Origin of the sequence: Prodigiosinella confusarubida, assembly GCF_002847015.1 — a bacterium.
GTDB lineage: Bacteria > Pseudomonadota > Gammaproteobacteria > Enterobacterales > Enterobacteriaceae > Prodigiosinella > Prodigiosinella aquatilis.
On the sequence record NZ_CP025085.1, the window covers coordinates 3,430,636 to 3,456,517 of the forward strand.

The 25,882-nt window shown below is 50.9% G+C and carries 23 protein-coding genes; 13 read left to right on the forward strand and 10 right to left on the reverse strand.

The window, feature by feature from the left end:
* Position 1: 1 nt before the first annotated feature.
* The 7 genes from hisD to hisIE are packed head-to-tail and all read left to right on the forward strand — an operon-like array spanning position 2 to position 6,162.
* Positions 2 to 1,312, forward strand: coding sequence for a histidinol dehydrogenase (hisD, locus tag CWC46_RS15685; RefSeq protein WP_021015610.1), 1,311 nt, complete (start codon positions 2 to 4; stop codon positions 1,310 to 1,312).
* Positions 1,309 to 2,379 (forward strand): histidinol-phosphate transaminase, encoded by a 1,071-nt coding sequence (gene hisC / locus CWC46_RS15690; protein WP_021015609.1) that lies wholly within the window; start codon positions 1,309 to 1,311, stop codon positions 2,377 to 2,379. Before hisD ends, hisC begins: the two co-directional genes overlap by 4 nt.
* Positions 2,380 to 2,394: 15 nt before the next feature.
* Positions 2,395 to 3,462: a bifunctional histidinol-phosphatase/imidazoleglycerol-phosphate dehydratase HisB gene (hisB, locus tag CWC46_RS15695; protein ID WP_021015608.1), complete on the forward strand. Its 1,068-nt coding sequence runs from the start codon at positions 2,395 to 2,397 to the stop codon at positions 3,460 to 3,462.
* Positions 3,462 to 4,052, forward strand: a complete 591-nt coding sequence (hisH, locus tag CWC46_RS15700) for an imidazole glycerol phosphate synthase subunit HisH (protein WP_021015607.1) — start codon at positions 3,462 to 3,464, stop codon at positions 4,050 to 4,052. The genes hisB and hisH overlap by 1 nt, the downstream gene beginning before the upstream one ends.
* 6 nt (positions 4,053 to 4,058) lie before the next feature.
* Positions 4,059 to 4,796, forward strand: coding sequence for a 1-(5-phosphoribosyl)-5-[(5-phosphoribosylamino)methylideneamino]imidazole-4-carboxamide isomerase (gene hisA / locus CWC46_RS15705; RefSeq protein WP_021015606.1), 738 nt, complete (start codon positions 4,059 to 4,061; stop codon positions 4,794 to 4,796).
* Positions 4,778 to 5,554 carry an imidazole glycerol phosphate synthase subunit HisF gene (hisF, locus tag CWC46_RS15710; RefSeq protein ID WP_021015605.1) on the forward strand — a complete coding sequence of 259 codons (777 nt, stop codon included), beginning with the start codon at positions 4,778 to 4,780 and terminating at the stop codon, positions 5,552 to 5,554. Before hisA ends, hisF begins: the two co-directional genes overlap by 19 nt.
* On the forward strand, positions 5,548 to 6,162 hold the full coding sequence (hisIE, locus tag CWC46_RS15715; protein ID WP_021015604.1) for a bifunctional phosphoribosyl-AMP cyclohydrolase/phosphoribosyl-ATP diphosphatase HisIE: 615 nt from the start codon (positions 5,548 to 5,550) through the stop codon (positions 6,160 to 6,162). The genes hisF and hisIE overlap by 7 nt, the downstream gene beginning before the upstream one ends.
* Positions 6,163 to 6,319: 157 nt before the next feature.
* Here hisIE and ihfB read toward each other — a convergent pair whose 3' ends face one another.
* The 5 genes from ihfB to serC form a co-directional block, all read right to left on the reverse strand.
* Positions 6,320 to 6,604: an integration host factor subunit beta gene (gene ihfB, locus CWC46_RS15720; protein WP_021015603.1), complete on the reverse strand. Its 285-nt coding sequence runs from the start codon at positions 6,602 to 6,604 to the stop codon at positions 6,320 to 6,322.
* An 87-nt stretch (positions 6,605 to 6,691) separates the two neighbouring features.
* Complete coding sequence (rpsA, locus tag CWC46_RS15725) at positions 6,692 to 8,374, reverse strand: 30S ribosomal protein S1 (protein WP_037381511.1); 1,683 nt, start codon at positions 8,372 to 8,374, stop codon at positions 6,692 to 6,694.
* A gap of 119 nt (positions 8,375 to 8,493) precedes the next feature.
* Positions 8,494 to 9,171: a (d)CMP kinase gene (cmk, locus tag CWC46_RS15730; protein ID WP_021015601.1), complete on the reverse strand. Its 678-nt coding sequence runs from the start codon at positions 9,169 to 9,171 to the stop codon at positions 8,494 to 8,496.
* 182 nt (positions 9,172 to 9,353) lie between these two features.
* Complete coding sequence (gene aroA, locus CWC46_RS15735) at positions 9,354 to 10,643, reverse strand: 3-phosphoshikimate 1-carboxyvinyltransferase (RefSeq protein ID WP_021015600.1); 1,290 nt, start codon at positions 10,641 to 10,643, stop codon at positions 9,354 to 9,356.
* Positions 10,644 to 10,883: 240 nt separating this feature from the next.
* The gene (gene serC, locus CWC46_RS15740; protein WP_021015599.1) at positions 10,884 to 11,969 is read right to left on the reverse strand and encodes a 3-phosphoserine/phosphohydroxythreonine transaminase; all 1,086 of its coding nucleotides are present in this window, start codon (positions 11,967 to 11,969) and stop codon (positions 10,884 to 10,886) included.
* 253 nt (positions 11,970 to 12,222) lie between these two features.
* On the opposite strand from serC, the gene ycaO reads away from it, so the two are divergent.
* The 4 genes from ycaO (at position 12,223) to pflA (ending at position 18,859) form a co-directional block, all read left to right on the forward strand.
* Positions 12,223 to 13,986, forward strand: coding sequence for a 30S ribosomal protein S12 methylthiotransferase accessory factor YcaO (gene ycaO / locus CWC46_RS15745; protein ID WP_021015598.1), 1,764 nt, complete (start codon positions 12,223 to 12,225; stop codon positions 13,984 to 13,986).
* Positions 13,987 to 14,535: 549 nt separating this feature from the next.
* A complete protein-coding gene (focA, locus tag CWC46_RS15750) occupies positions 14,536 to 15,393 on the forward strand; it encodes a formate transporter FocA (RefSeq protein WP_021015597.1) in 858 nt (285 codons plus the stop codon).
* Positions 15,394 to 15,451: 58 nt separating this feature from the next.
* Positions 15,452 to 17,734 carry a formate C-acetyltransferase gene (gene pflB, locus CWC46_RS15755; protein WP_021015596.1) on the forward strand — a complete coding sequence of 761 codons (2,283 nt, stop codon included), beginning with the start codon at positions 15,452 to 15,454 and terminating at the stop codon, positions 17,732 to 17,734.
* Between the two features lie 390 nt (positions 17,735 to 18,124).
* Positions 18,125 to 18,859: a pyruvate formate lyase 1-activating protein gene (gene pflA, locus CWC46_RS15760; protein ID WP_037381508.1), complete on the forward strand. Its 735-nt coding sequence runs from the start codon at positions 18,125 to 18,127 to the stop codon at positions 18,857 to 18,859.
* On the opposite strand, the gene CWC46_RS15765 is transcribed toward pflA, so the two are convergent.
* Positions 18,853 to 20,157: a cytosine permease gene (locus CWC46_RS15765; RefSeq protein ID WP_021015594.1), complete on the reverse strand. Its 1,305-nt coding sequence runs from the start codon at positions 20,155 to 20,157 to the stop codon at positions 18,853 to 18,855. The genes pflA and CWC46_RS15765 overlap by 7 nt on opposite strands.
* A 269-nt stretch (positions 20,158 to 20,426) precedes the next feature.
* Here CWC46_RS15765 and CWC46_RS15770 point away from each other — a divergent pair, with 269 nt between their 5' ends.
* Positions 20,427 to 21,356: a LysR family transcriptional regulator gene (locus tag CWC46_RS15770; protein ID WP_021015593.1), complete on the forward strand. Its 930-nt coding sequence runs from the start codon at positions 20,427 to 20,429 to the stop codon at positions 21,354 to 21,356.
* On the opposite strand, the gene CWC46_RS15775 is transcribed toward CWC46_RS15770, so the two are convergent.
* Positions 21,353 to 22,504, reverse strand: a complete 1,152-nt coding sequence (locus CWC46_RS15775) for an MFS transporter (RefSeq protein WP_021015592.1) — start codon at positions 22,502 to 22,504, stop codon at positions 21,353 to 21,355. The genes CWC46_RS15770 and CWC46_RS15775 overlap by 4 nt on opposite strands.
* 418 nt (positions 22,505 to 22,922) lie before the next feature.
* Here CWC46_RS15775 and CWC46_RS15780 point away from each other — a divergent pair, with 418 nt between their 5' ends.
* The gene (locus tag CWC46_RS15780) at positions 22,923 to 23,573 is read left to right on the forward strand and encodes a DsbA family protein (protein ID WP_021015591.1); all 651 of its coding nucleotides are present in this window, start codon (positions 22,923 to 22,925) and stop codon (positions 23,571 to 23,573) included.
* A 58-nt stretch (positions 23,574 to 23,631) separates the two neighbouring features.
* Here the strand turns inward: CWC46_RS15780 and dmsD are convergent, their stop codons facing one another.
* From dmsD to CWC46_RS15795, 3 genes are all read right to left on the reverse strand, one after another.
* Positions 23,632 to 24,246 carry a Tat proofreading chaperone DmsD gene (gene dmsD / locus CWC46_RS15785; protein WP_021015590.1) on the reverse strand — a complete coding sequence of 205 codons (615 nt, stop codon included), beginning with the start codon at positions 24,244 to 24,246 and terminating at the stop codon, positions 23,632 to 23,634.
* Between the two features lie 151 nt (positions 24,247 to 24,397).
* The gene (locus CWC46_RS15790; RefSeq protein ID WP_021015589.1) at positions 24,398 to 25,258 is read right to left on the reverse strand and encodes a DmsC/YnfH family molybdoenzyme membrane anchor subunit; all 861 of its coding nucleotides are present in this window, start codon (positions 25,256 to 25,258) and stop codon (positions 24,398 to 24,400) included.
* A 1-nt stretch (position 25,259) separates the two neighbouring features.
* Positions 25,260 to 25,877, reverse strand: coding sequence for a DMSO/selenate family reductase complex B subunit (locus tag CWC46_RS15795; RefSeq protein WP_021015588.1), 618 nt, complete (start codon positions 25,875 to 25,877; stop codon positions 25,260 to 25,262).
* Positions 25,878 to 25,882: the final 5 nt, after the last annotated feature.

Sequence of the window (25,882 nt, forward strand, 5' to 3'; positions counted from 1 at the left end):
GATGGCGAACAGCTTCAACACTATTATTGACTGGCAGTCCTGTTCGAAGGACGAACAACAGCAGTTGCTGACGCGTCCGGCAATCTCCGCCTCCGAACGTATTACCTCCATCGTCAGTGAGATTCTGGACCGGGTCAACGCTGAAGGTGACACCGCGCTACGTGACTACAGCGCGCGTTTTGACAATGTACAGGTGAGCGATCTGCGCGTCAGTCAGGCCGATATCGATGCCGCGGCGGATCGTCTGGATGATGACATCAAACAAGCGATGGCAACAGCGGTGCGCAACATTGAAACCTTCCACAATGCGCAGCAACTGCCGCCGGTTGATGTGGAAACCCAGCCTGGCGTCCGCTGCCAGCAAATCACCCGGCCGATTGCCAGTGTCGGGTTATATATTCCAGGCGGCTCGGCACCGTTGCTTTCCACCGTATTAATGCTGGCGACACCCGCACGTATCGCGGGTTGCCAACGGGTGATTCTGTGCTCACCGCCACCCATCGCCGATGAAATTCTCTACGCCGCAAAATTGTGTGGCGTGCAGGAAGTATTTCAGGTCGGTGGCGCGCAGGCAGTGGCGGCAATGGCATTCGGCACTGACAGTATCCCGAAAGTGAACAAGATTTTTGGCCCTGGCAATGCCTACGTCACCGAAGCCAAGCGCCAGATCAGCCAACGGCTGGATGGCGCGGCGATTGATATGCCCGCCGGCCCGTCAGAAGTGCTGGTGATTGCCGACAGTGGCGCCACCCCGGATTTTGTCGCTTCCGACCTACTGTCACAGGCGGAGCACGGCCCGGACTCTCAGGTTATTCTGCTGACGCCGGATGCAGTAATGGCCCAGGCGGTAACCGATGCGGTAGAACGTCAGCTTACCTCGCTTTCCCGAGCCGATATCGCCCGCCAGGCGCTGGCCAGCAGCCGGGTGATTATCGCCCGCGATCTACAACAGTGTGTGGAAATCAGCAACCAGTACGGCCCGGAACATTTGATTATCCAGACCCGTAATGCCGCCGATCTGGTGGATAGCATTACCAGCGCCGGTTCAGTATTTTTGGGTGACTGGTCGCCGGAATCCGCCGGTGACTATGCTTCTGGCACCAACCATGTTCTGCCGACTTACGGTTACACCGCCACCTACTCCAGCCTGGGACTGGCGGATTTTCAGAAACGGATGACCGTCCAGCAATTGAGCCCGCAAGGTTTATTGCGACTGGCGCCCACCATTGAAATTCTGGCACAGGCGGAACAGCTTACCGCCCACAAAAATGCGGTTACGCTGCGGGTTAATGCCCTCAAGGAGCAAGTATGAGCATTGAAAATCTGGCACGTGACAATGTGCGTCGGTTAATGCCCTATCAATCAGCCCGTCGTCTGGGCGGCAACGGTGATGTGTGGCTGAACGCCAACGAATTTCCTCAGGCACCGGAATATCAGCTCACGCTGCAAACGCTAAACCGCTACCCGGAGTGCCAGCCGAAACAGGTGATTGAACGCTATGCCAGTTATGCTGGCGTCACGCCGGAACAGGTGCTGGTCAGCCGCGGTGCGGATGAGGGGATCGAACTGCTGATCCGGGCGTTTTGCGAGCCGGGAAAAGACGCCATTCTGTTCTGCCCGCCCACTTATGGCATGTACGCCGTGAGCGCCGAAACCTTCGGCGTGGAACGCCGCACCGCCCAGAGCACTGCTGACTGGCAACTGGATATGGCCTCCATCGAACGGCAATTGGACGGCGTGAAACTGGTTTACGTGTGCAGCCCCAATAACCCGACCGGCAATCTGGTGAAACAGGAAGATCTGCGTCGCCTGCTGAATATGACGCGCGACAAGGCGCTGGTGGTCATTGACGAAGCCTATATTGAATTCTGTCCGCAAATGTCCACCGTTGACTGGCTGGCGGATTATCCACATCTGGTGATTCTGCGCACGCTGTCAAAAGCTTACGCGCTGGCCGGGCTACGCTGTGGTTTTACGCTGGCTAATCCGGACGTCATCCAACTGCTACTGAAAGTGATTGCACCTTATCCGCTCTCGTTGCCAGTGGCCGACATCGCCGCGCAAGCACTGAGTGAAGACGGTGTAGCGCGCATGAGGCAGAATGTGGCGCATGTCGTGGAAAACCGCCGTTGGCTGGCCGACGCATTAGCGCCGCTACCCTACGTAGACACCGTGTTCCCCAGTGAAAGTAACTACCTGCTGGTACGCTTCATAACGTCCAGCACGGTGTTTAAAACCTTATGGGATCAGGGCATTATTCTGCGTGACCAGAATAAACAGCCCGGACTGGCGGGTTGCCTGCGGATCACTATCGGCAACCGTTATGAATGCGAGCGTGTCATCAGCGCGCTGCAAGCGTTATCCGCTACCACCGCTTAATCTTGAGGAACCATTGTGGGAGTAAACTATCTTTTTATCGACCGAGACGGCACCCTAATCGCTGAACCTCCCGAGGATTTTCAGGTCGATCGGCTGGATAAGCTGGCCCTGGAACCAGATGTGATTCCGTCGCTGCTGTCATTACAGAAAGCAGGCTTTAAATTGGTGATGATCACCAATCAGGATGGACTGGGCAGCGACAGTTTTCCGCAGGACGCCTTTGATGCGCCACATAACCTGATGATGCAGATTTTCACCTCACAGGGTATCCGCTTTGAAGGGGTATTGATCTGTCCGCATCTGCCAGCGGATAACTGTGACTGTCGCAAACCAAAAACTGCGCTGGTGGATGCCTTCCTGAAAGACAATGCGATGGATAGCGCCAACAGCTACGTGATTGGCGACCGGGAAACCGACATGCAGCTGGCACAGAATATGGGCATTTCCGGTCTGCGCTATCAGCCCGACGGGCTGAACTGGCAAGCGATCACTACCCAACTTACCCGCCGTGACCGTCACGCCCATGTTAATCGAGTAACACGCGAAACCGCCATTGACGTTAACGTTTGGCTGGATCGGGAAGGCGGCAGCAAAATCAATACCGGTATTGGTTTCTTCGACCACATGCTGGACCAGATCGCCACTCACGGCGGTTTCCGTATGCAAATTGAAGTAAAAGGCGATCTTTACATCGACGATCACCATACCGTGGAAGATACGGCACTGGCGCTGGGCGAAGCGTTAAATAAAGCGCTGGGTAACAAGCGCGGCATTGGTCGATTCGGTTTCGTGCTGCCGATGGATGAGTGTCTGGCCCGTTGCGCACTGGATATCTCCGGCCGTCCACACCTGGAATACAAAGCGGAATTCAACTACCAGCGTGTCGGCGACCTGAGTACGGAAATGGTGGAACACTTCTTCCGTTCACTGTCTTACGCCATGGCCTGCACCCTGCACCTTAGAACCAAAGGCCGCAACGACCATCACCGTGTCGAAAGCCTGTTTAAAGTGTTTGGCCGCGCATTGCGTCAGGCAATCCGCGTTGAGGGCGATACACTGCCCAGTTCCAAAGGGGTATTGTGATGAGCGTAGTGATTCTTGATACCGGTTGTGCCAACCTCTCATCCGTTATGTACGCCGTGAAACGGCTGGGTTATGAGCCACAGATCAGCCGCGAGCCGGATGTGGTACTGCGTGCGGACAAGCTGTTCCTGCCGGGCGTCGGCACGGCACAGGCGGCAATGGATCAACTGGCGGAACGTCATCTGATCGATCTGATCACAGCCTGTACCCAACCGGTACTGGGGATTTGCCTCGGTATGCAGTTATTGGGTTCCCGCAGCGATGAAAGTGGCGGCATACCAATGCTGGGTATTGTTGATACCCCAGTGAAACAGATGGAAGATCGGGGACTGCCATTACCGCATATGGGTTGGAACCAAGTGGCAGCCCAGCGGGGACATCGCCTATTCCGTGACATCCCCGATAACGCCTATTTCTATTTTGTACACAGTTATGCCATGCCGGTGTGCGCCAACACGATCGCGCAGGCACAGTACGGCGACGCCTTTACCGCTGCCGTACAGCGCGATAACTTCTACGGCGTACAGTTCCATCCAGAGCGATCCGGTGCCGCCGGGGCGCAGCTACTGAAAAACTTTCTGGAGATGTAAACAGTCATGATTATTCCCGCGTTGGATCTGATTGATGGACAAGTGGTCCGTTTACATCAGGGTGATTATGGACAACAGCGTCAATATGGCAGCAACCCTCTGCCTCGGTTGCAGGATTATCAACAACACGGTGCGCAGGTACTGCATCTGGTAGATTTAACCGGTGCCAAAGATCCGGCCGCCCGTCAGATTTCCTTACTGAAAACATTGCTGGCCGGTGTCACGGTACCGGTACAAGTCGGTGGTGGTATTCGCACTGAGCAGGACGTGGAAGCGTTACTGGCAGCCGGTGCCCGTCGGGTAGTGATTGGCTCTACCGCCGTGAAACAACCGGCACTGGTCCAGCAGTGGTTTACCCGCTACGGTGCCGAAGCGCTGGTACTGGCGCTGGATGTGCGCATTGATGTCAACGGCGTTAAAAACGTCGCCATCAGCGGCTGGCAGGAAAGCGCTGGCGTTACACTGGAACACGCCGTGGAACGTTATCTGCCGTTCGGCCTGAAACACGTGCTGTGTACTGATATCTCTCGCGATGGCACACTACAAGGTTCCAATGTCGACCTCTATCGTGAAGTCAGCCAACGCTATCCGCAGGTGGCGTTTCAGGCCTCTGGCGGTATCGGCTCACTGGACGATATCGCTCACCTGCGTGGCAGCGGCGTGCAAGGCATTATTGTCGGTCGTGCGCTTTTGGAAGGTAAATTTACTGTAGCGGAGGCGATTTCATGCTGGCAAAACGGATAATTCCCTGTCTTGATGTCCGTGACGGACAGGTGGTCAAAGGCGTACAGTTCCGCAATCACGAAATCATTGGTGACATCGTACCATTGGCGCAGCGTTATGCGCAGGAAGGTGCAGATGAATTGGTGTTTTATGATATCACCGCCTCGTCTGACGGCCGGGTGGTAGACAAAAGCTGGATATCCCGCGTATCCGAGGTGATTGACATCCCCTTTTGTGTCGCTGGCGGCATCAAAAGCGTGGAAGATGCAGGCCGGATGCTGTCATTCGGCGCGGATAAAATTTCCATCAACTCCCCGGCACTCGCAGACCCGGAACTGATTACCCGGCTGGCAGACCGCTACGGCGTGCAATGTATCGTGGTAGGGATTGATACCTGGCATGACGCCAAAACCGGTCGTTATCATGTTAACCAGTACACCGGTGACGAAACCCGAACCCGTGTAACCCAGTGGGAAACGCTGGACTGGGTAGAAGAAGTACAAAAACGCGGTGCCGGTGAAATTGTCCTCAACATGATGAATCAGGATGGTGTGCGTAACGGCTACGATCTGGAACAACTGAAATTGGTACGCAATATCTGTAAAGTACCGCTGATCGCCTCCGGCGGCGCCGGTACCATGGAACATTTCCTGGAAGCCTTTCAGATCGCCCAGGTCGATGGCGCACTGGCCGCTTCCGTGTTCCACAAGCAAATCATCAATATTGGTGAACTTAAACAATTCCTTAAGCAACAAGGCGTGGAGATTCGGGTGTGTTAAGCGAACAACAACGAAGCCAGCTAGACTGGCAAAAAACTGACGGCATGTTGCCCGCCATTGTACAGCATGCCATTTCTGGTGAAGTGCTGATGCTGGGTTACATGAATCAAGAAGCCCTGCACGTTACCGAAGAAAGCGGCAAAGTGACCTTTTTCTCTCGCACTAAACAGCGCTTGTGGACCAAAGGCGAATCCTCCGGGCACTTTCTGCACGTGGTATCCATCACGCCAGACTGTGATAATGACACACTGTTGGTGCTGGCTAACCCGATCGGTCCCACCTGTCACTTGGGCAACACGAGCTGTTTCTCCCCGGCATCCAGCGAATGGCAGTTTCTGTATCAGCTGGAACAACTGCTCGCTGAACGGAAAAATGCCGATCCGGCCAGTTCCTACACCGCGCGACTGTACGCCAGCGGTACCAAGCGTATCGCGCAGAAAGTGGGGGAAGAAGGACTGGAAACCGCACTGGCGGCCACCGTTCATGACCGTGAGGAGCTGACCAACGAAGCTGCTGATTTGATGTACCATCTGCTGGTTCTATTACAGGATCAGGATCTGAATCTGGCCACTATCATCAATCGCCTGAAAGAACGACACACGAAATAGCCCGGTCATTCCGCCCATTTGATCCCATCGAGAATGGCAGCAGGGGCAACCCGCTGCCACAGCTTAATCTGATAGATTGGGATTGCGATTGGGATAAAAAAATGGCACTCCTAAGAGTGCCATTTTAGCGAAATTGCAGGTAATTTACCGTTATTGATTAACCGTAGATATTGGCGCGATCACGTAATTCTTTGCCCGGTTTAAAGTGCGGAACATATTTACCTTCCAGTTCCACCTTATCTCCAGTTTTCGGATTACGACCAACACGCGGTGCACGGTAGTGAAGCGAAAAACTGCCGAACCCTCGGATCTCAATACGATCACCTTCAGCCAGCGTTGTGGCCATTTGTTCGAGTATCTCTTTCACTGCATCCTCAACCACTTTGGCCGGGATATGAGATTGCTGTCCAGCAAGTCTTTCAATAAGTTCAGACTTGGTCATGATTCCTCCAAGCATGTGGTTAATCACCACCACAATAACTTACTACCGTTTCAGGTTAAGCGGCAAGAGCCACTTAACCCACCGTGATTACTCGCCTTTTGCTGCTTTGAACGCTTCAGCCATCGCGCTGGAGAAATTGCTTTCTTCCTGCTTGCTGCTGCTGCTATTCACAGAAGCGATAGCGTCTTTCTCGTCAGCTTCGTCTTTAGCACGAACAGACAGGCTAACAACGCGGTTTTTACGATCAACACCAGTATATTTCGCTTCAACGCTGTCACCAACGTTCAAAACCAGAGTGGCATCTTCAACGCGATCACGAGAAGCTTCAGAAGCACGCAGATAACCTTCAACGCCGTCAGCTAATTCAACTGTAGCACCTTTGGCGTCAACTGCAGTAACTTTCCCCGTAACAATTGCACCTTTCTTGTTTACAGACAGGTAGTTATTGAACGGATCTTCCGCCAGTTGTTTCACACCCAGGGAGATACGCTCACGTTCTGCGTCAACCTGTAGTACAACAGCTGCGATTTCGTCGCCTTTCTTGTATTCACGAACCGCTTCTTCACCTGCAACATTCCAGGAGATATCAGACAGGTGAACCAGACCATCAATACCGCCATCCAGACCAATGAAGATACCGAAGTCGGTAATAGACTTGATCTTGCCTTCTACACGGTCATTCTTGTTGTGAGTTTCAGCGAACAGCTGCCACGGGTTGGATTTACACTGTTTCAGGCCCAGGGAAATACGACGACGTTCTTCATCGATATCCAGAACCATAACTTCCACAACATCGCCCACGTTAACCACTTTGGACGGATGGATGTTTTTGTTAGTCCAATCCATTTCAGAAACGTGTACCAGACCTTCAACGCCTTCTTCGATTTCCACGAAGCAGCCGTAATCAGTCAAATTGGTCACGCGACCGGTCAGGCGAGTGCTTTCCGGATAACGTTTGGCAATAGCTACCCACGGATCTTCGCCCAGTTGTTTCAGGCCCAGAGACACACGAGTACGTTCGCGGTCGAACTTCAGCACCTTAACGGTGATTTCGTCGCCCACATTGACGATTTCGCTCGGATGTTTAACACGTTTCCAAGCCATATCAGTAATATGCAGCAAGCCATCAACGCCACCCAAGTCAACGAATGCACCGTAGTCAGTGAGGTTCTTGACGATACCTTTGACTTCCATGCCTTCTTGCAGGTTTTCCAGCAGTTGATCGCGTTCAGCGCTGTTTTCAGATTCGATAACGGCACGACGGGAAACAACAACGTTGTTGCGTTTTTGATCCAGCTTGATTACTTTGAACTCAAGCTCTTTGCCTTCCAGATGAAGCGTATCACGTACCGGACGTACATCTACCAGAGAACCCGGCAGGAACGCGCGAATACCGTTCAGCTCGACAGTGAAACCACCTTTCACTTTACCGTTGATAATACCGGTAACCGTAGCTGCTTCTTCGTACGCTTTTTCCAGCACTACCCATGATTCGTGACGTTTCGCTTTCTCACGAGACAGCAGGGTTTCACCGAAACCATCTTCTACTGCGTCCAGAGCTACATCTACTTCATCGCCAACCTGGATTTCCAACTCGCCTTGGGCGTTTTTGAATTGCTCTATCGGAATAGCAGATTCAGATTTCAGACCAGCATCAACCAGTACGATATCTTTATCAATAGCAACAACAACACCGCGCACGATGGAACCAGGACGGGTTTCAATTTCTTTCAGGGATTCTTCAAAGAGTTGAGCAAAAGATTCTGTCATGTTGATAATCTTAGGGTTTTTAAATTTAACGTCCATCTGGCATCCTGCTCAATGGGGTTGTTTAACATACCTCGCTGCAAATCCTTACTGTGAGGTTGATATTCATTGTTTTTCGTTGCTCAGACTAAAACCTGACGCACGTACGCCAGTGCCCGTTCAACGACTTCATCCAGTGCCATATCTGTTGAATCCAGCACCAAAGCATCTGGGGCTGGCACCAGCGGCGCAACAGAGCGAGTCCGGTCACGGTTATCCCGTTCCTTTATCTCGGACAAAAGACGTTCAAAGTTAACACTAAAGCCACTTTCCTGCAACTGTAGCATGCGGCGTTGCGCACGTTCTTCCGCGCTGGCATCCAGAAATATTTTTACTGCCGCATCGGGAAACACCACTGTTCCCATATCCCGACCATCAGCAACCAATCCTGGCGCTTCACGAAACGCCCGCTGGCGGCGCAACAACGCCTCTCGCACCCGAGGAAAGGCGGCCGTCTGAGATGCCGTGTTACCCACCGCTTCAGTTCTGATTTCATTACTGACATCTTCACCTTCAAGAATGATTCTCAACTGCCCATTCTCTGGGATAAACCGTACATCCAGATGAGTTGCCAAGGGAACCAGGGCGTCTTCCGCAGTGATATCCACCTGATGATGCAGTGCTGCCAGCGCCAGTACCCGATAAATCGCACCGGAATCCAGCAGGTTCCACTGCAAAGCCTCTGCCAGCCCTTTGCATAAAGTACCTTTGCCCGCGCCACTCGGTCCGTCGACCGTAATCACTGGTGCAGTCGCCACCATTTCATTCTCCTTCAGGGAAAAACGATCCCGTCATTGTGTAGACAATATGGTAGAGCATTATACGCATCTCTGGCGATAATCGTTAAATTAAAGACTTATCCTCGCAATAAATAGGGCAAAATCCGAAGAGAGCGGAGGAAAAAACTATGTCCAGGGTATTCACCCACCCTAGACATTTTGGATTACACGTGTTGACTCAGCCGTTCCAACTGGTCGAAATAGTCCGGGAAAGTCTTCGCCGTGCATTTCGGGTCCATAATTGTGACAGGCGTGTCAGATAACGCGACCAACGAAAAACACATTGCCATGCGATGATCATTGTAAGTAGCAATGTTTGCCGCCTGTAGCTGTTGTGGCGGCGTAATACGGATGTAATCCTCACCTTCTTCAACCTCGGCACCGACTTTGCGTAATTCTGTCGCCATCGCAGCTAATCGATCGGTCTCTTTTACGCGCCAGTTATAGATATTCCGCAGGGTGGTCGTTCCCCCTTGAGCAAATAACGCAGTAGTCGCAATCGTCATAGCCGCATCGGGAATATGATTCATATCCATGTCAATAGCATGAAGTTCACCACGTTGGCATTCGATATAATCGTTACCCCAGCGGATTTTCGCGCCCATTTTTTCCAGTACATCAGCAAAACGGATATCACCTTGCACACTGTTACGACCCACGCCGGTTACGCGGACTGTCCCGCCCTTGATCGCGGCCGCGGCCAGAAAATAGGATGCTGAGGACGCATCACCTTCCACCAGATAATCACCCGGAGAACGATAATGTTGATTCCCGGTCACCATAAAGTGCTGGTAATTATCGTTATCCACCTCAATTCCGAAGGTTTTCATCATATGTAGCGTGATGTCGATATAAGGTTTGGATACCAGCTCACCTTTGATACTGATCCTGGTATCGTTTCCCGCCAGCGGCGCCATCATCAGAAGTGCTGTCAGAAACTGGCTGGAAACGCTGCCATCGACACTGATTTCTCCGCCCTGAAAACCGCCGTAAAGACGCAGAGGCGGATAGTTTTCCTGCTCCAGATAATCAATTCTTGCACCACCTTGACGTAACGCGTCCACCAAATGGCCGATGGGGCGCTCTTTCATTCGTGGTTCACCTGTCAGCACAACGTCACCGGCAGTCAGGCACAGCGCGGCGGCCAGCGGACGCATTGCCGTACCGGCATTCCCCAGAAACAACGCTATCGGAGTTTCAACCGTGAACGCGGTTCCCAGCCCAACGATGTCACACCGAGTACGATCGTCTGAGAGTTGATAACTGACACCCATTGCTTGCAGGGCATTGAGCATGTGACGCACATCATCACTATCCAGCAGATTGGTCAGGTGGGTAGTGCCTTCAGCTAGCGCAGCCAGTAACAGTGCACGATTGGATACGCTTTTCGAACCGGGCAAATTGAGGGTGCCATTAACTAATTTAATAGGATGTAGAGTCAGGGATTCCTGCATGTGAAACACATTCTCCAAAAGCATTGATATAAAAACCCCGGCAACACAACCGGGGGTTTTAAAATAACAGCGACGTTGTCGGTTCAGAATGAAGATAACCGCTCTGATGCTACACGGTGCCATTTCCGCATAAGCGAGGATTTATCAACAACATATCCACATCAGATTGAAACCCTGCCTCAGCAGGGAGACGAAACCTTTATCAGCAATCTCGGAACATCGTCGCCTTGATGCGGGTTATCAGCCGTGACGGCGTTCAAAATCGACCATAAACTCAGTCAGTGCTTGCACACCAGCCAACGGCATCGCGTTGTAAATAGATGCGCGCATCCCTCCCACTACCCGGTGACCTTTCAGCGCATGCAGACCTGCGGCCTGAGCCTCCTGCAAGAACACGCTGTCCAGCGCCGAATCTGCCAGCAGGAACGGAATGTTCATGCGTGAACGGTTAGCGGGTGACACATCATTGCGATAGAAGCCACTGCCATCAATCGTAGAATAGAGCAAATCAGCTTTCGCCTGATTGCGTTTCTCCATATCAATCAAGCCGCCTTGTTCTTTCAACCATTTGAATACCATACCGGAAAGATACCAGGCAAACGTTGGCGGGGTATTGAACATGGAGTCGTTATCCGCCAGCACTTTATAATCCAGAATAGAAGGCAGCTCACGACGTGCCTTACCCAGCAGATCGTCCCGCACGATGACCACCGTCAGCCCTGCCGGACCGATATTTTTCTGTGCGCCGGCATAAATGACACCGTAACGACTGACATCAATCGGGCGGGACAGAATGCTGGAGGAGTAGTCTGCCACCACGACTTTGTCGCCAAAATCAGGCTCTTCTTCGATAGCCAGCCCGTCAATAGTCTCATTCGGACAATAATGAACGAAGGCGGCATCATCAGACAGAGACCACTCACGCATCGGTTTTACTGCGCGCAGACCATCAATCCGGGTTTTAACATCAATAGTATTCGGCGTGCAGTATTTTTCCGCTTCATTAATAGCGCTGTGTGCCCAGTAGCCGCCGTCAATATAGTCAGCTTTATCGCTGCTACCGAGAAGATTAAGCGGCACAGCGGCAAATTGCGCACGCGCACCGCCGTGGCAGAATAACACCTTATAGTTGGGAGGGACTTTCATCAAATCACGTAAATCTTGCTCGGATTCTTTGGCAACCTGAATAAACTCTTTGCTACGGTGGCTAATTTCCATCACCGAAGTACCCAGACCATGCCAATTGCATAATTCCTGTTCTGCCCGACGTAACACTTCTACCGGCAACATTGCTGGACCGGCACTAAAATTGAAAACTTGAGTCATGTCCCCTCACCACATATCTATAACCGCGACCATATTTAGCACATTCGTGCCGCCGCATTTGTTTTTGCCCTGCTACCGGTTTTATCACTCGGCTTACGCTCCTGCAACGCTTATTACGCGCTGTAGACGAAAACTTTAGCACCATATTCAGCGATCTTCCTCACTGTTACCCATCTGTTACAGAATAAATAGAGTCGGCACGCAAAAGCCCGTATTATGCGGTTTCTATTTAAAACATCACCGAGTGAGTGCCATGACTCAAACGTTTATCCCAGGCAAAGACGCCGCCCTGGAAGATTCCATCGCCCGTTTTCAACAACAGCTCCTCAATCTGGGGTTTAACATCGAAGAAGCCTCGTGGCTGAATCCGGTTCCTAATGTTTGGTCAGTACATATCCGTGATCGCGACTGCGCGTTGTGCTTCACCAATGGTAAAGGCGCGACGAAAAAGGCAGCATTGGCCTCCGCGCTGGGTGAGTATTTTGAGCGCCTGTCTACCAACTATTTTTTTGCTGATTTCTATCTGGGCAAGGAGATTGCCGAAGGCGATTTCGTGCACTATCCAGATGAAAAATGGTTTGTGCTGCCGGAAGATGACACGCTGCCGGACGGTATTCTGGATGCGCGCCTGCGCGCCTTTTACGATCCCGAGCATGAACTGGCAGCCAGCGACCTGATCGACCTGCAATCCGGTAACGCCGCCCGCGGCATCTGCGCGCTGCCCTTTACCCGTCAGTCCGATCAGCAAACGATTTATATTCCGATGAACATCATCGGTAATCTGTATGTTTCCAACGGCATGTCTGCCGGCAATACCGCCAATGAGGCCCGGGTTCAGGCGCTTTCCGAAGTTTTTGAGCGTTATGTGAAAAACCGGATTATTGCGGAGTCTATCAGTTTGCCGGAAATTCCATCTGCGGTTCTGGCTCGCTATCCCACCGTGATTGAAGCGATTGCCGCACTGGAAAAAGAAGGCTTCCCGATTTTTGCCTATGACGCTTCTCTTGGCGGTCAGTATCCGGTCATTTGTGTCGTACTGTTTAACCCCGATAACGGTACCTGTTTCGCCTCTTTCGGCGCACACCCGGATTTTGGCGTGGCACTGGAACGTACCGTAACCGAACTGTTGCAAGGGCGGAGTCTGAAAGATTTAGACGTATTTACGCCCCCTACTTTTGATAGCGACGAAGTCGCAGAACACACTAATCTGGAAACCCATTTTATCGATTCCAGCGGTCTGATTTCCTGGGACATGTTCCGACAAAAAGCCGACTATGCTTTTGCTGACTGGGATTTCAGTGGCACGACCGAGCAGGAATTTGCCACGCTGATGTCCATTTTCCGCAAGGAAAATAAAGAAGTGTATATCGCCGACTACGAGCATCTTGCTGTGTATGCCTGCCGAATCCTGGTGCCAGGTATGTCTGACATTTACCCGGCCGAAGATCTATGGCTGGCCAACAGCAGCATGGGCGCACATCTGCGGGATACCTTGCTGACATTGCCTGACAGCCAGTGGGAACCACAGAATTATCTGGAATTACTGCAACAACTGGATGATGAAGGGCTGGACGATTTCACTCGGGTACGTGAGCTGCTGGGTATTGCCTCCGGCAAAGATAACGGCTGGTTCACATTGCGCATTGGTGAACTGAAAGCCATGCTCGCGCTCGCGGGTGGCGATCTGGATCTGGCGCTGAGTTGGGTCGAATGGTCGCAGGACTTCAATCAGTCTGTCTTCAGTGCCGAACGCAGCAATTATTACCGTTGTTTGCGCACACTGCTGCAACTGGCACTCGAACCAGAACGCGACCCGGCACAGTATTATGATGCTTTCGTAAAAATGTACGGGCAGGATACGGTAGATGTCGCCAGCGCAGCCATCGCCGGAGAACAGTGTTTCCATGGGTTGTTTGCGATAGATGCCGAGCTGAAGGCGTTGCCTGCGCATCAGTCACTGCTGGCCGCCTACGAAAAGCTACAGCAGGTTAAACGTAAGCATTGGCAAAAGCAGTAGTCGCTCTGCATATCGACAGTGCTGACCGCGGCAAGCGCCTGTGCCACAGGAGCTTGCCATTTTTTTCGTAAAATAGAATAGCCATGCGCCGTAAAGAATACATTCCCATTAGCGGTGTTTTTATTTTACACTTCTGCATATTCTTTTTTTATCGTCAATTAACCTTGTTTTTATTATGGTTAATTTTACTTTTCTGACGATATGTCATTATTTATTTACCGCCATTTCGTTTGGTGAAAATATGCTGACAGCAATATTGTTAGCAAATGGTGAACAAGTAATTAAATATCGTCGAAGTAGCAAACTGAATTACTACAAAACCTTATTTTTTTTAACGCTTGATTGGTATTGAAGAACGGGTTCATTCAACTCTTTTTGTAAAATTTAAAAAAATTTTTCTTTTTATTTTTCATATAATTAGACATAAAAATAAGGATTAAACCTCGCCTAATAACCCCAATAGTTTCTGCCAATATGATCCATATCAATTTTTGGATTATACTGCTTTGTTAATATCTCGACGCTGATAAATTTTAAGAGAGAGTTAGTGTGAAAGCTGACAACCCCTTCACATTGTTATTACCTGCTGCCATGGCGAAAGCTGCTGAAGATGCCGGCGTTTATAAAGCGACAAAACAGCCGCTTACTACTTTTTATCTGGCAATTACTGCCGGTGTTTTTATCTCTATTGCATTTGTTTTTTATATTACCGCCACCACTGGATCAACCGCTATGCCATTTGGTGTGGCAAAATTGATTGGTGGCATCTGCTTTTCTCTCGGGCTGATGTTGGTGGTAGTTTGTGGTGCAGACTTGTTTACTTCGACGGTGCTGATCGTCATTGCCAAGGCCAGTGGCCGAATCACCTGGAAACAACTCGCCTTCAACTGGATAAACGTGTACATCGGCAACTTGATCGGCGCCCTATTCTTTGTTGCGTTAATCTGGTTTTCTGGTGAACACATGGTGGCGAACGGATCCTGGGGGCTGAATGTAATGCAAACAGCCAATCATAAACTGGAGCATACCTTTGTCCAGGCGCTCTGCCTCGGTATTTTGGCTAATCTGATGGTCTGCCTGGCCGTATGGATGAGTTATTCCGGCCGCAGCCTGACCGACAAGATGTTCGCCATGATCCTGCCGGTTGCCATGTTTGTGGCCAGCGGCTTTGAGCACAGCATCGCTAATATGTTTATGATTCCGATGGGGATCGTGGTGAAGAACTTCGCCTCTGCCGAATTCTGGCATGCCATCGGCATGGTACCCACACAATTTGAGCATTTAACCGTTAGTAACTTTATTACTAATAACCTGATTCCAGTCACGATCGGCAACATTATTGGTGGGGGGTTGATGGTAGGCTTGACCTATTGGGTTATTTATTTGCGCGGTGGAGAAAAGCACTAAGGTGCTATCGGCCGCAACATCGGGTTCTAAGAAATCCATATCTAAAGGTAGGTGTAAAATGACCGAGCTGAATGAAAAATTGGCCAGTGCATGGCAAGGTTTTAGCAAAGGTGAATGGCAGGATGGAGTCAACGTTCGTGACTTCATTCAGAAAAACTACACGCCGTATGAAGGTAATGAATCTTTCCTGGCTGGTGCCACCAAAGCGACGACTGCGTTGTGGGATCAGGTAATGGAAGGCGTCAAACAGGAAAACCGCACTCACGCGCCTGTTGATTTCGATACCGATATAGCCGCCACCATCACGTCTCATGATGCAGGCTACATCAACAAGAATCTGGAAAAAATCGTTGGTTTGCAGACTGATGCTCCACTGAAACGTGCACTTATTCCGTTTGGTGGCATCAAAATGATTGAAGGTTCCTGTAAGGTCTATGGCCGTGAACTGGATCCGCAACTGAAGAAAATCTTCACCGAATACCGTAAAACCCACAACCAGGGCGTATTTGATGTTTATACCCCAGATATCCTGCGTTGCCGTAAATCCGGTATTCTGACCGGCTTGCCAGACGCCTATGGCCGTGGCCGTATCATCGGTGACTACCGCCGCATCGCGCTGTACGGTATTGATTACCTGATGAAAGACAAGTTTGCCCAGTTCACTTCTTTGCAGTCCAGACTGGAAAACGGTGAAGATCTGGAAGCGACCATCCGTCTGCGTGAAGAAATTGCTGACCAGCATCGTGCCCTGGGCCAGATTAAAGAAATGGCTGCCAAATATGGTTGCGACATTTCAGGTCCGGCTACCAATGCATGTGAAGCTGTTCAGTGGACTTACTTCGGCTACCTGGCGGCGGTTAAGTCTCAGAACGGTGCAGCGATGTCCTTCGGCCGCGTGTCCAGCTTCCTGGATATCTTTATTGAACGCGATCTGAAAGCAGGCAAAATCACTGAAGAACAGGCTCAGGAACTGGTCGACCATTTAGTGATGAAACTGCGTATGGTACGTTTCCTGCGTACGCCAGAATATGATGAACTGTTCTCAGGCGACCCAATCTGGGCAACCGAGTCTTTGGGGGGTATGGGCCTGGATGGTCGTACTCTGGTTACCAAAAACAGCTTCCGTTTCCTGAATACCCTATACACCATGGGGCCATCACCGGAACCAAACATCACGATTCTGTGGTCTGAAAAACTCCCGCTGAACTTCAAGAAATTTGCCGCCAAAGTGTCCATCGATACCTCTTCTCTGCAATATGAGAATGATGATCTGATGCGTCCTGACTTCAACAGCGATGACTACGCTATTGCCTGTTGTGTCAGCCCGATGGTGGTTGGTAAACAAATGCAGTTCTTCGGTGCCCGTGCAAACCTGGCAAAAACCATGCTGTACGCTATTAACGGCGGTGTGGACGAAAAAATGAAAATGCAGGTTGGTCCTAAATCTGCGCCTATCATGAGTGATGTGCTGGACTTTGATGAAGTGTTGGAACGTATGGATCACTTCATGGACTGGCTGGCTAAACAGTATGTCACTGCGTTGAACATCATTCATTACATGCATGACAAATACAGCTACGAAGCCGCTTTGATGGCACTGCATGACCGTGACGTCTATCGCACCATGGCCTGTGGTATCGCTGGTCTGTCTGTAGCAGCTGACTCCTTGTCTGCCATCAAGTATGCCAAAGTCAAACCGATCCGTGACGAAGACGGCCTGGCTATCGACTTTGACATCGAAGGTGAATACCCGCAGTTTGGTAACAACGACTCACGCGTTGATGACCTGGCCTGTGACCTGGTTGAACGTTTCATGAAGAAAATTCAGAAACTGACCACCTACCGTGGCGCGGTACCGACTCAGTCCATACTGACCATTACGTCTAACGTAGTTTACGGTAAGAAAACCGGTAACACTCCAGATGGTCGTCGCGCTGGCGCTCCGTTCGGACCCGGTGCCAACCCGATGCACGGCCGTGACCAGAAAGGTGCTGTTGCTTCGCTGACCTCTGTTGCCAAACTGCCGTTCGCCTATGCTAAAGATGGTATTTCTTACACCTTCTCTATCGTTCCGAATGCGTTGGGTAAAGATGATGATGTGCGTAAATCCAACCTGGCAGGTTTGATGGATGGTTACTTCCATCATGAAACCAGCATTGAAGGCGGTCAGCACCTGAACGTGAACGTGATGAACCGTGAAATGCTGCTTGATGCGATGGAAAACCCGGAAAAATATCCGCAGTTGACTATTCGCGTATCAGGTTATGCCGTGCGGTTTAACTCACTGACCAAAGAACAACAGCAAGACGTTATTACCCGTACCTTCACTAAGTCTATGTAATTGGCTGACTGATACGGTGTAAATACTCAGGCTCCACTTTGGTGGAGCCTTTTTTTTCATGCACGGTCAGAGAAACACGGCCAGAGGCAAAGATACCCTGGAAATACCTGTTTTCACTATTTCAATGCAGATTTGCCACGCATTTTATGCCGAATAGAGGTAAAATTCAGACGTTGTGAATCTCCGGTGCATTCCGTAATTCAATCGTTCCTGCTCTAGTATGTCTTTTGCTTCGGAACGCTGGCTGATGCCACGCTCCTTAGCTCAATGAGAGGAATGCCACTATACTGTCCACAATGCTGAACCTGTTGGTGTCACTGATTATCTATGAATGAGTTAACCCAGAGCGTTACCCTTGAGTCTCCTGAAGCAACCAATGCCACCCCCGTGGTGAAAGGTCGCATCCACTCTTATGAATCCTGTGGCACCGTTGATGGCCCGGGAATTCGTTTCATTGTCTTTTTCCAGGGTTGTCTGATGCGTTGCCTGTATTGCCATAACCGCGATACCTGGGATACCCACGGTGGTAAGGAAATTACCGTTGACGAGTTGATGAAAGAAGTCGTGACCTACCGGCATTTCATGAATGCATCCGGTGGCGGCGTTACCGCTTCTGGCGGTGAAGCCATTTTACAGGCCGAATTTGTGCGTGACTGGTTCCGCGCCTGTAGAGAACAAGGTATTACTACCTGTCTGGATACCAATGGTTATGTCCGCCGTTACGACCCGGTGATTGACGAATTGCTGGATGTTACCGATCTGGTCATGCTGGATCTGAAACAGATGGATGACAGCGTTCATCAGAATCTGGTTGGCGTGTCCAATCACCGTACACTGGACTTCGCCCGCTATCTGGCCAAGCGCAACCAGCGGACCTGGATCCGTTCTGTCGTCGTTCCCGGTTGGACTGATGATGACAGGTCAGTCCATATGCTGGGGGAATTTACCAAAGATATGTCCAACATTGAGAAAATTGAGCTGCTGCCCTACCACGAATTGGGGAAACACAAATGGGTGGCAATGGGCGAAGAATACAAACTTGACGGGGTAAATCCACCCAAAACCGATACTATGGATCGGGTAAAGGCCATCCTCGCCAGTTACGGCCATAAAGTCATCTACTGATGTACGGCGGGGCGGGGCCGGCCCCATAACCCATAAATCACCATGCCAACCAGTATCCCATCCAGCGAACTCACGGTAGTCATTGTCAGCAGATTAAAAAAATCCGGCGATGTGAGCAGACTAACCCCGCTACCGCCACACCAGGCGGCCATTGCGGTAGGGTTCAGCGATGAAAGCTGTGGGGCATTTTGCATCAAACGTGACGCTCCCCAGACATAATATTCCACCAGATACACACCGGCGACGGGCGAGATCAGCACCCCCAGCAACGATAGAAACGGGGTAAAGTTGTGAACCATGCCATTACGTGCCAATAACAGGCCGGCGACAGCCAATAACAGCACCAGTACAGGACGCGGTAATCCCCTGACCACCACAGACAATCCCAGTGCGGCCGAAACCAGATTGCCACTGTTAGTCGTCCATTGAGCCAGTATCAGCACCACAATCGCGGAGATTCCCAGCCCGATGCTGAAAAATATTTCAATCAAATTATCGCTTCCCACCAAACGGGCTAATATCAAAGCAACCAGAATGGTGGCACTGTTACCGAAAAAGAACCCCAATCCGGCGCCCAACAGCGCATCATGTCGCGTTTTGGCATAACGAGCGATATCCGGTGCCATCACCGCCGCGACAATCCAGATTGAGACAACATAGGAAATGGCGGCCCCCATACTGATCGGCGCTTTCACTGCCATCAAGGGTGGCGAGCCCTGCACGCCTGCCGCCGCAACGATCCCGGAAACAATCAGTATCATCATCAGCGGTACGCTGAACATACTGAGTTTTCCCAATGCGCTGACACCCCAGATAGCCGTTAGCGCCATCAACGTCATACCAAAAATCAGAATTGGTAGTCGGCCGGGATCAAACTGATAATGTAACAACGCTTTTTGTAGCATCATGCCGAAGAAATCGAGCTGAAAAGCAAACCAGCCGAGAAGTGAAAGCGCGGCTATCAGCCCAATCAATTTGCCACCCAAACGGCCAAACACTGAGATACATAGTAGTGTGGTAGACACTCCGCAGCCATGACCGACATTGGCACACAAGGCCGCGATGACACCCAGTAATGCCGATCCGATCAGGGTTGCGCCGACAGCCTGAGGAAACAACAGTCCGCTGCTTAGAAACGTACCCAAAAAAAGACCCGAAATATCGAGGCCCATCGCCACCCAGATAAGTGTGATCACATACCAGCGTTTACGCGCGGTCTGTGGTACAATTTCGTATTCAAAATCATAGGGTTGTCGTTTTGACGGCAATGTTTCAGGTGCGGTATTTCCTTGAGACATAATTCCCCAATAACAATACAGGGTAAATAATTAGCGTAGAATAAGTATTTTATAGTTCAGACAGCAGATGGCATAGAACAATTCTGCCGCCATTCGACGGCAGAATTGTTAATGAAAAACCCTGGGGTGACGCATAAACCACATTTTTTTTGTGGTAACTGCCTCAAACAGAGACAGTCTGAGCGTAACATAATGGGTAATTACATCGATTAAAATGAATTTATTTCAATGTTAACATCTAAATTATTTATGTTTATCAGAGACACTATATGCGCTTAGACAAACTTGAAATCCGCTGGCTGAAGCTTTTTTGTAAAATCGTGGAAAAACAGGGCATCACCAATGCTCAGGATACCACCGGGCTCAGCCAGCCGGTGTTAAGCCACTATCTTTCCCGATTGGAAGACACACTGGGGCTGATACTGTGTGAACGTGGTCGTGGTGGCTTTTCTCTGACCACCGAGGGTGAGATGGTTTATCAGGAAGCCAAATCGGTAATTGCCACACTGGATGATTTTGCTAATCGGTTGGCCAGGATTAAACACGAACTGATTGGTGAAGTCCGCATCGGATGCCTGGATAATATTGTCTCTCACCCGGCTCAAGCTGTCTCCAAGGCTATCCGCACGCTTTACGATCTCAGTCCAGAAGCATCAGCGTACCTCAAAATCAGCGACTATCACTCCTTGATAGAACAACTGAAAAACGGCGATCTCGATGTGATGTTGACGGTACTGCCGGATGATGTTCCACCAGATATTTTTTTCCAGCCGGCGTTTACCGAGCACAGCTCTTTTTATGTGGCCAGCGAGCACGCCGTGCGCGTTGAACGGGAATGGCAGGAAGGCACCCTAAATCCCCGACGACTGTTAATAGGCGGTTACGCACTGAACGAAATTTGTAAAAAACTAGGTCCCGTTGCCAAACAAGGTTTGCAAAATACCACCTGGAACGAAGAAGGCAACTTACTGCTGCTACTGGCGGGGACACATATGGGATTCTTGCCGGATCACTATGCTACGAGTTGGGTTAAGGCTGGCCGACTCACAGCCATTGCCCCTGACCGGCTGAACCTGACCAGTATTTTTTACCTGGTGCGCAATGCCAAGTACCGCCTAAGCCCGGTAGCGGAAGTGCTGTGGAATAGCATTATTGAAGCTGGTCGGCCTTCGTTAACCGAAAAAATACACCAGCCTTAGGCAGTGGCAAACGGTTTGGGATGGTGATCGCCCTTCTTCAGCAGCATGACCAGATAGCAGGAAGAAACGGCGGCAATCAGCACAAACAACAACTTATCGGAGTAGTTTTGCATCAACATTGCCGCCATCCCCGGACCACATAAACTACCGATGGTATAACTGAGCAACAGCGCCTGGTTCATCGCCACCAGTTCATCTGGCAAAACTTTTTCACATGCCCAGGACATAGCCACCGGATACAGGGTAAAACCAGCGCATCCCAGAATAAACAGCGCCGGCACCATCACATAGTGACTGACACCCAGCATCACCAGACAACCGACAATCACGGCAAAGACCAATACCCGCAGCACCAGTAAACGGCCATACCGATCGGCCATCTTGCCTATCGGCCACTGCCCGACAATCCCGGCACTGATCAGCAACGCCATCCAATAACCTACCTGGGAATCACTCATGCCCTGATGAGATAGATACAACGGCATCAACCCATATAGCGATCCGAGAATAACACCGGAAATGGCGCATCCATGGATACCCAACCTGGCGTGACGGTATTTCATCATCCGCCATAAGTTAACATGATGTGTGACGGGTTGCGGCGGCGGGATCATGGTAAACAGTAACGGAAGCGATGCCAGCACAACCAGCGATACCACCCACGGCAATACGCTGAATATATTGGTAGGCAGAATGCTCAGCAATAATTGCCCGACCACACTCCCCAGATAGTAGGCAATCATATAAGCAGCCAACAGCTGTCCACGGTTGACTGACGTTCCACTGCACAGCAGCGCACTTTCCACTATCACCCAAATCAGCGCACAACCCACACCAGCGATAAAACGCCACAGCAACCAGTTCCAGATATCTGGTGACAGCACCAGCGCCGCCGAGGCGATGCCAAACAACAGAGAGGCAAAATAATAACTGCGGTTAAATCCGCAATAGCGAATTAATTTCCCGGCAATCAGCGTTCCCAGTAAATTTCCGCTGAAATAGAAAGACCCAACCATCCCCACTTGCCAGACTGAAACTCGTTGATAGTTAAGCCATAATGGTACCAGCGTATTCAACACAGCAATACATACCGTCAACAGCAAAAGACTGCTGAGCAGCAACAAAACTGGACGCGTGTAGGTGGACATGGGGACAGGTGACCGAGCAGAGATGATGATTTGCGCGCATCATGCCACTGGCAAAAATAAAGTCAATCGACACCCAACAGTGTGCCGCACAATTTGTTCATCACCAGGGAAAATCGGAGATGGAGGGGAGCCCATTATCCCGACGAGTATTGATGATACTTCATCCCTACAGTTTCATCGGTATTATCCACTATGGCTTACTCTCTCTTGCCTATGGGGCAATTTTATTTCCAACTTTGCGATCAACAATCAGAGAAAATTTTGCCTTGGTCTCCTAACTCTCAGGAAATAGGTAATAATATGAAAATAGCGCTACGTAATTCAGCGAGTTATCGTCGCTTTCCTCGGCAAGCAGGGATTTCAGACGCAACGACATCCGGCACCTCATTTTAACCAGTTCGGCATACGGAGCAGATACATGAACACGCTACACTATATTTTTGACCCGCTATGCGGCTGGTGCTATGCCGCAGCGCCGTTGATACGCGCTGCACGTAAAATAGAGGGCCTGCCTATCATATTACATGCGGGCGGCATGATGACCGGGCCGGGCCGCCGCCGAATCACCGCCGAATGGCGCGACTATATTCAGCCTCACGATCGTCGCATCGCCCAGATAAGCGGCCAGCCTTTTGGCGATGGCTATTTCAATGGATTGTTGTGGGATATCACGGCCATCCTGGATTCAGAACCACCCATCACGGCGATTTTGGCAGCGGAAACGCTTGGCAAACGAGGGATCGATTTACTGGAACGATTGCAGAATGCACATTATGTAGAAGGATTGCGTATCTCCGACCTTCCAGTACTGATAAAAATGGCGGCGGAAATCGGTCTTGATGTAACGTCATTTGAAGCGGCCTACGCCCGCTGGTGCGGACTACCTACCCGAAAACATATTGAAGAAAGCCGTCTCTGGCTAACGCAATCGGGTGGTGCCGGTTTCCCAACGCTGGTGTTTGCCGTAGACGATATCTATACCACCATCAACATTGCCTCCTGGCTGGGACGCCCCGAGCAGTGGCATGATTATCTGACCAAACTGGTCGCCGATAACAAAGTGGAATGAACCCCGTCAAAAAGAATAACCGGTCTGAGGCGCACCCTGTCAGACCGGATTCCGGCTATTAATAAAACAGTGTTCTTTCGGTCAAAGTAATCTGGTAGCGTCCCTGCCAGTCCAGCAATGTCGTGCGGGTGAGCACAGCCAGTCCCTGGTAAAAAGGATGCTCAGCCCCTTGCTCCAGCAATTCGAGATAGCGCATAGCCCAAGGCAGCAAATGTTCAGACAGCAGCACCGGCACACCATCTGGCTGGTTTTCCGCACACCAGGCCGCCAACATCAACATCAGCCCGATATGATCTTCCGGGTCACGCTGCTCGCTCTGTGGTTCAATACCTTGCTGGCGTAACCATTCACGCAATGCCAATGTGGAATCACCAAACAGCACATTTTCCCGATCAAGATAAACCGAACCCCACGGAGGGGCCGGCAGCGCATAAGGACCGATGAACAGTTTCTGCCAGGCATCGGACAGTTTTTCATCGTAACCCGTCTGTAAACCGTCATTAATCTGCTGTGCCGCTATGGCAATTTGCTCTGCATCACCACAAGGCCACATCTGATACCAATCATGCTGCCGTAGTTGGGAAAGCAGCTCAGCGTTACGCTCGTCATCCGGAGCGTAATACAACAATGCACCTAACATGCGACCAGTCAGACTAACGATCTGTTTTGTCATGGGAAACCTCACTTACAAAGAGGCGGAAATATCTTCCGCCACGCGGTTATCCAGCATCCAAACCATAGTATTTCCCTCTGGAGGACACCATAAGGCGGTATCTGAATTCTCATGCATCAGAATATTCACCGCTGTCATGCGTGCAAACCGCTTACCCTGCCACCGCCATTCCCACCGTCATATGCAAACCATAAAAGATGACCCGGCCCAATAACTCACCGCCGACCACCAACACCATGGCGCCTATCAGCCCACTCAATGCCGGTGTCTTACCGCGGGATAACGGATAAATCCAGCATCCCAGCCCGGCGACCAGCAGTATCAGCCGACCCAATTGAATATCACCATACAGTGGTATCAGCTGCGATGCCTGCTGGACCGAGCTGTGGATTTCCGCCAGTCCAGCTGTCTGCATCAGGGTAGCGGCAATACTGGCTACCAGCCCCAACAAGCTGACCAGCGGCAACCAACGCATCAGGTTGTTCGTCTCTCCTGCCGAACGTAGCAGCAAATACCCCAGCAACGGCCCGCCAATCACGGCGGTCATGATAAAATGCACCGGCGTAAAGCTGTTGTACCAGGTCGGCACGGTGTCGATGTCATAGACATGAATCATCGCGTACATGTACACCAGCGCCGCTATCAGCGTGACCCATAGCCAGATCCGGCCAGCTACAGCCGGCAGTTTGCCTACAACAGACAACAACCAGTATAGTCCGCCAAGCACCAAGAACAGGGAACCCGCAGCAATTTCATTGCTGAGTGACGACGATCCCAGTCGGTTCAGCGCGTTCATCGCCCGTAACGGCGACCCCAGGTGCAGGAACGACGCCACAAATCCCACCCCCATCAGCACCCACAGGAAAAACATCATCCGGTTAATACGTTGGGCCCGTTGCACATCCATGTCACGACTCAATAAGACCAGCGCCATCACGATAAACCCACCCGCCACACACTGTCCCAGTACGGTGAAGATCACCAGTGGCCATTCATACCATCCGCTTCCCATGTTACACCTCCCTCGGATTTGCCAGATAACCGGAAGTATCCCCTACCGGGCGGCTGTTAGGATTAGGTTTCAGTACAATATTGGGCTGCGTAAAATGAGCCTGTGGCAATGGGGCTATCTCCGCCAAGTCACCATATTTCGCCCGCAGCTCTTCGATTGGAGCCATATCCAGTGCCCGTAGCGGACAGGATTCCACGCAGATAGGCTTCTTGCCTTCCGCCACCCGCTGATAACACCCGTCACATTTGGTCATGTGTCCTTTTTGCGCATCAAACTGCGGCGCGCCATACGGGCAAGCCATTTCGCAATAGCGGCAGCCGATGCACACCTCTTCATTGACCACCACAAAATTGTCCTCCTGCTTGTGCATGGCACCACTTGGGCACACCTTGACACAGGCAGGATCACTGCAATGGTTACAGGCAATGGAGAGATAATAGGCGAACACGTTCTGATGCCAGGTCTCACCATCCTGTTGCCAGTTTCCCCCGGCATATTCATAAATACGACGAAAATTCACATCCGGTGACAGGTTTTTAAAGTCTTTGCATGCCAGCTCGCAGGTTTTACAACCGGTACACCGATTTGAATCAATATAAAAACCATATTGCGTACTCATCGGCT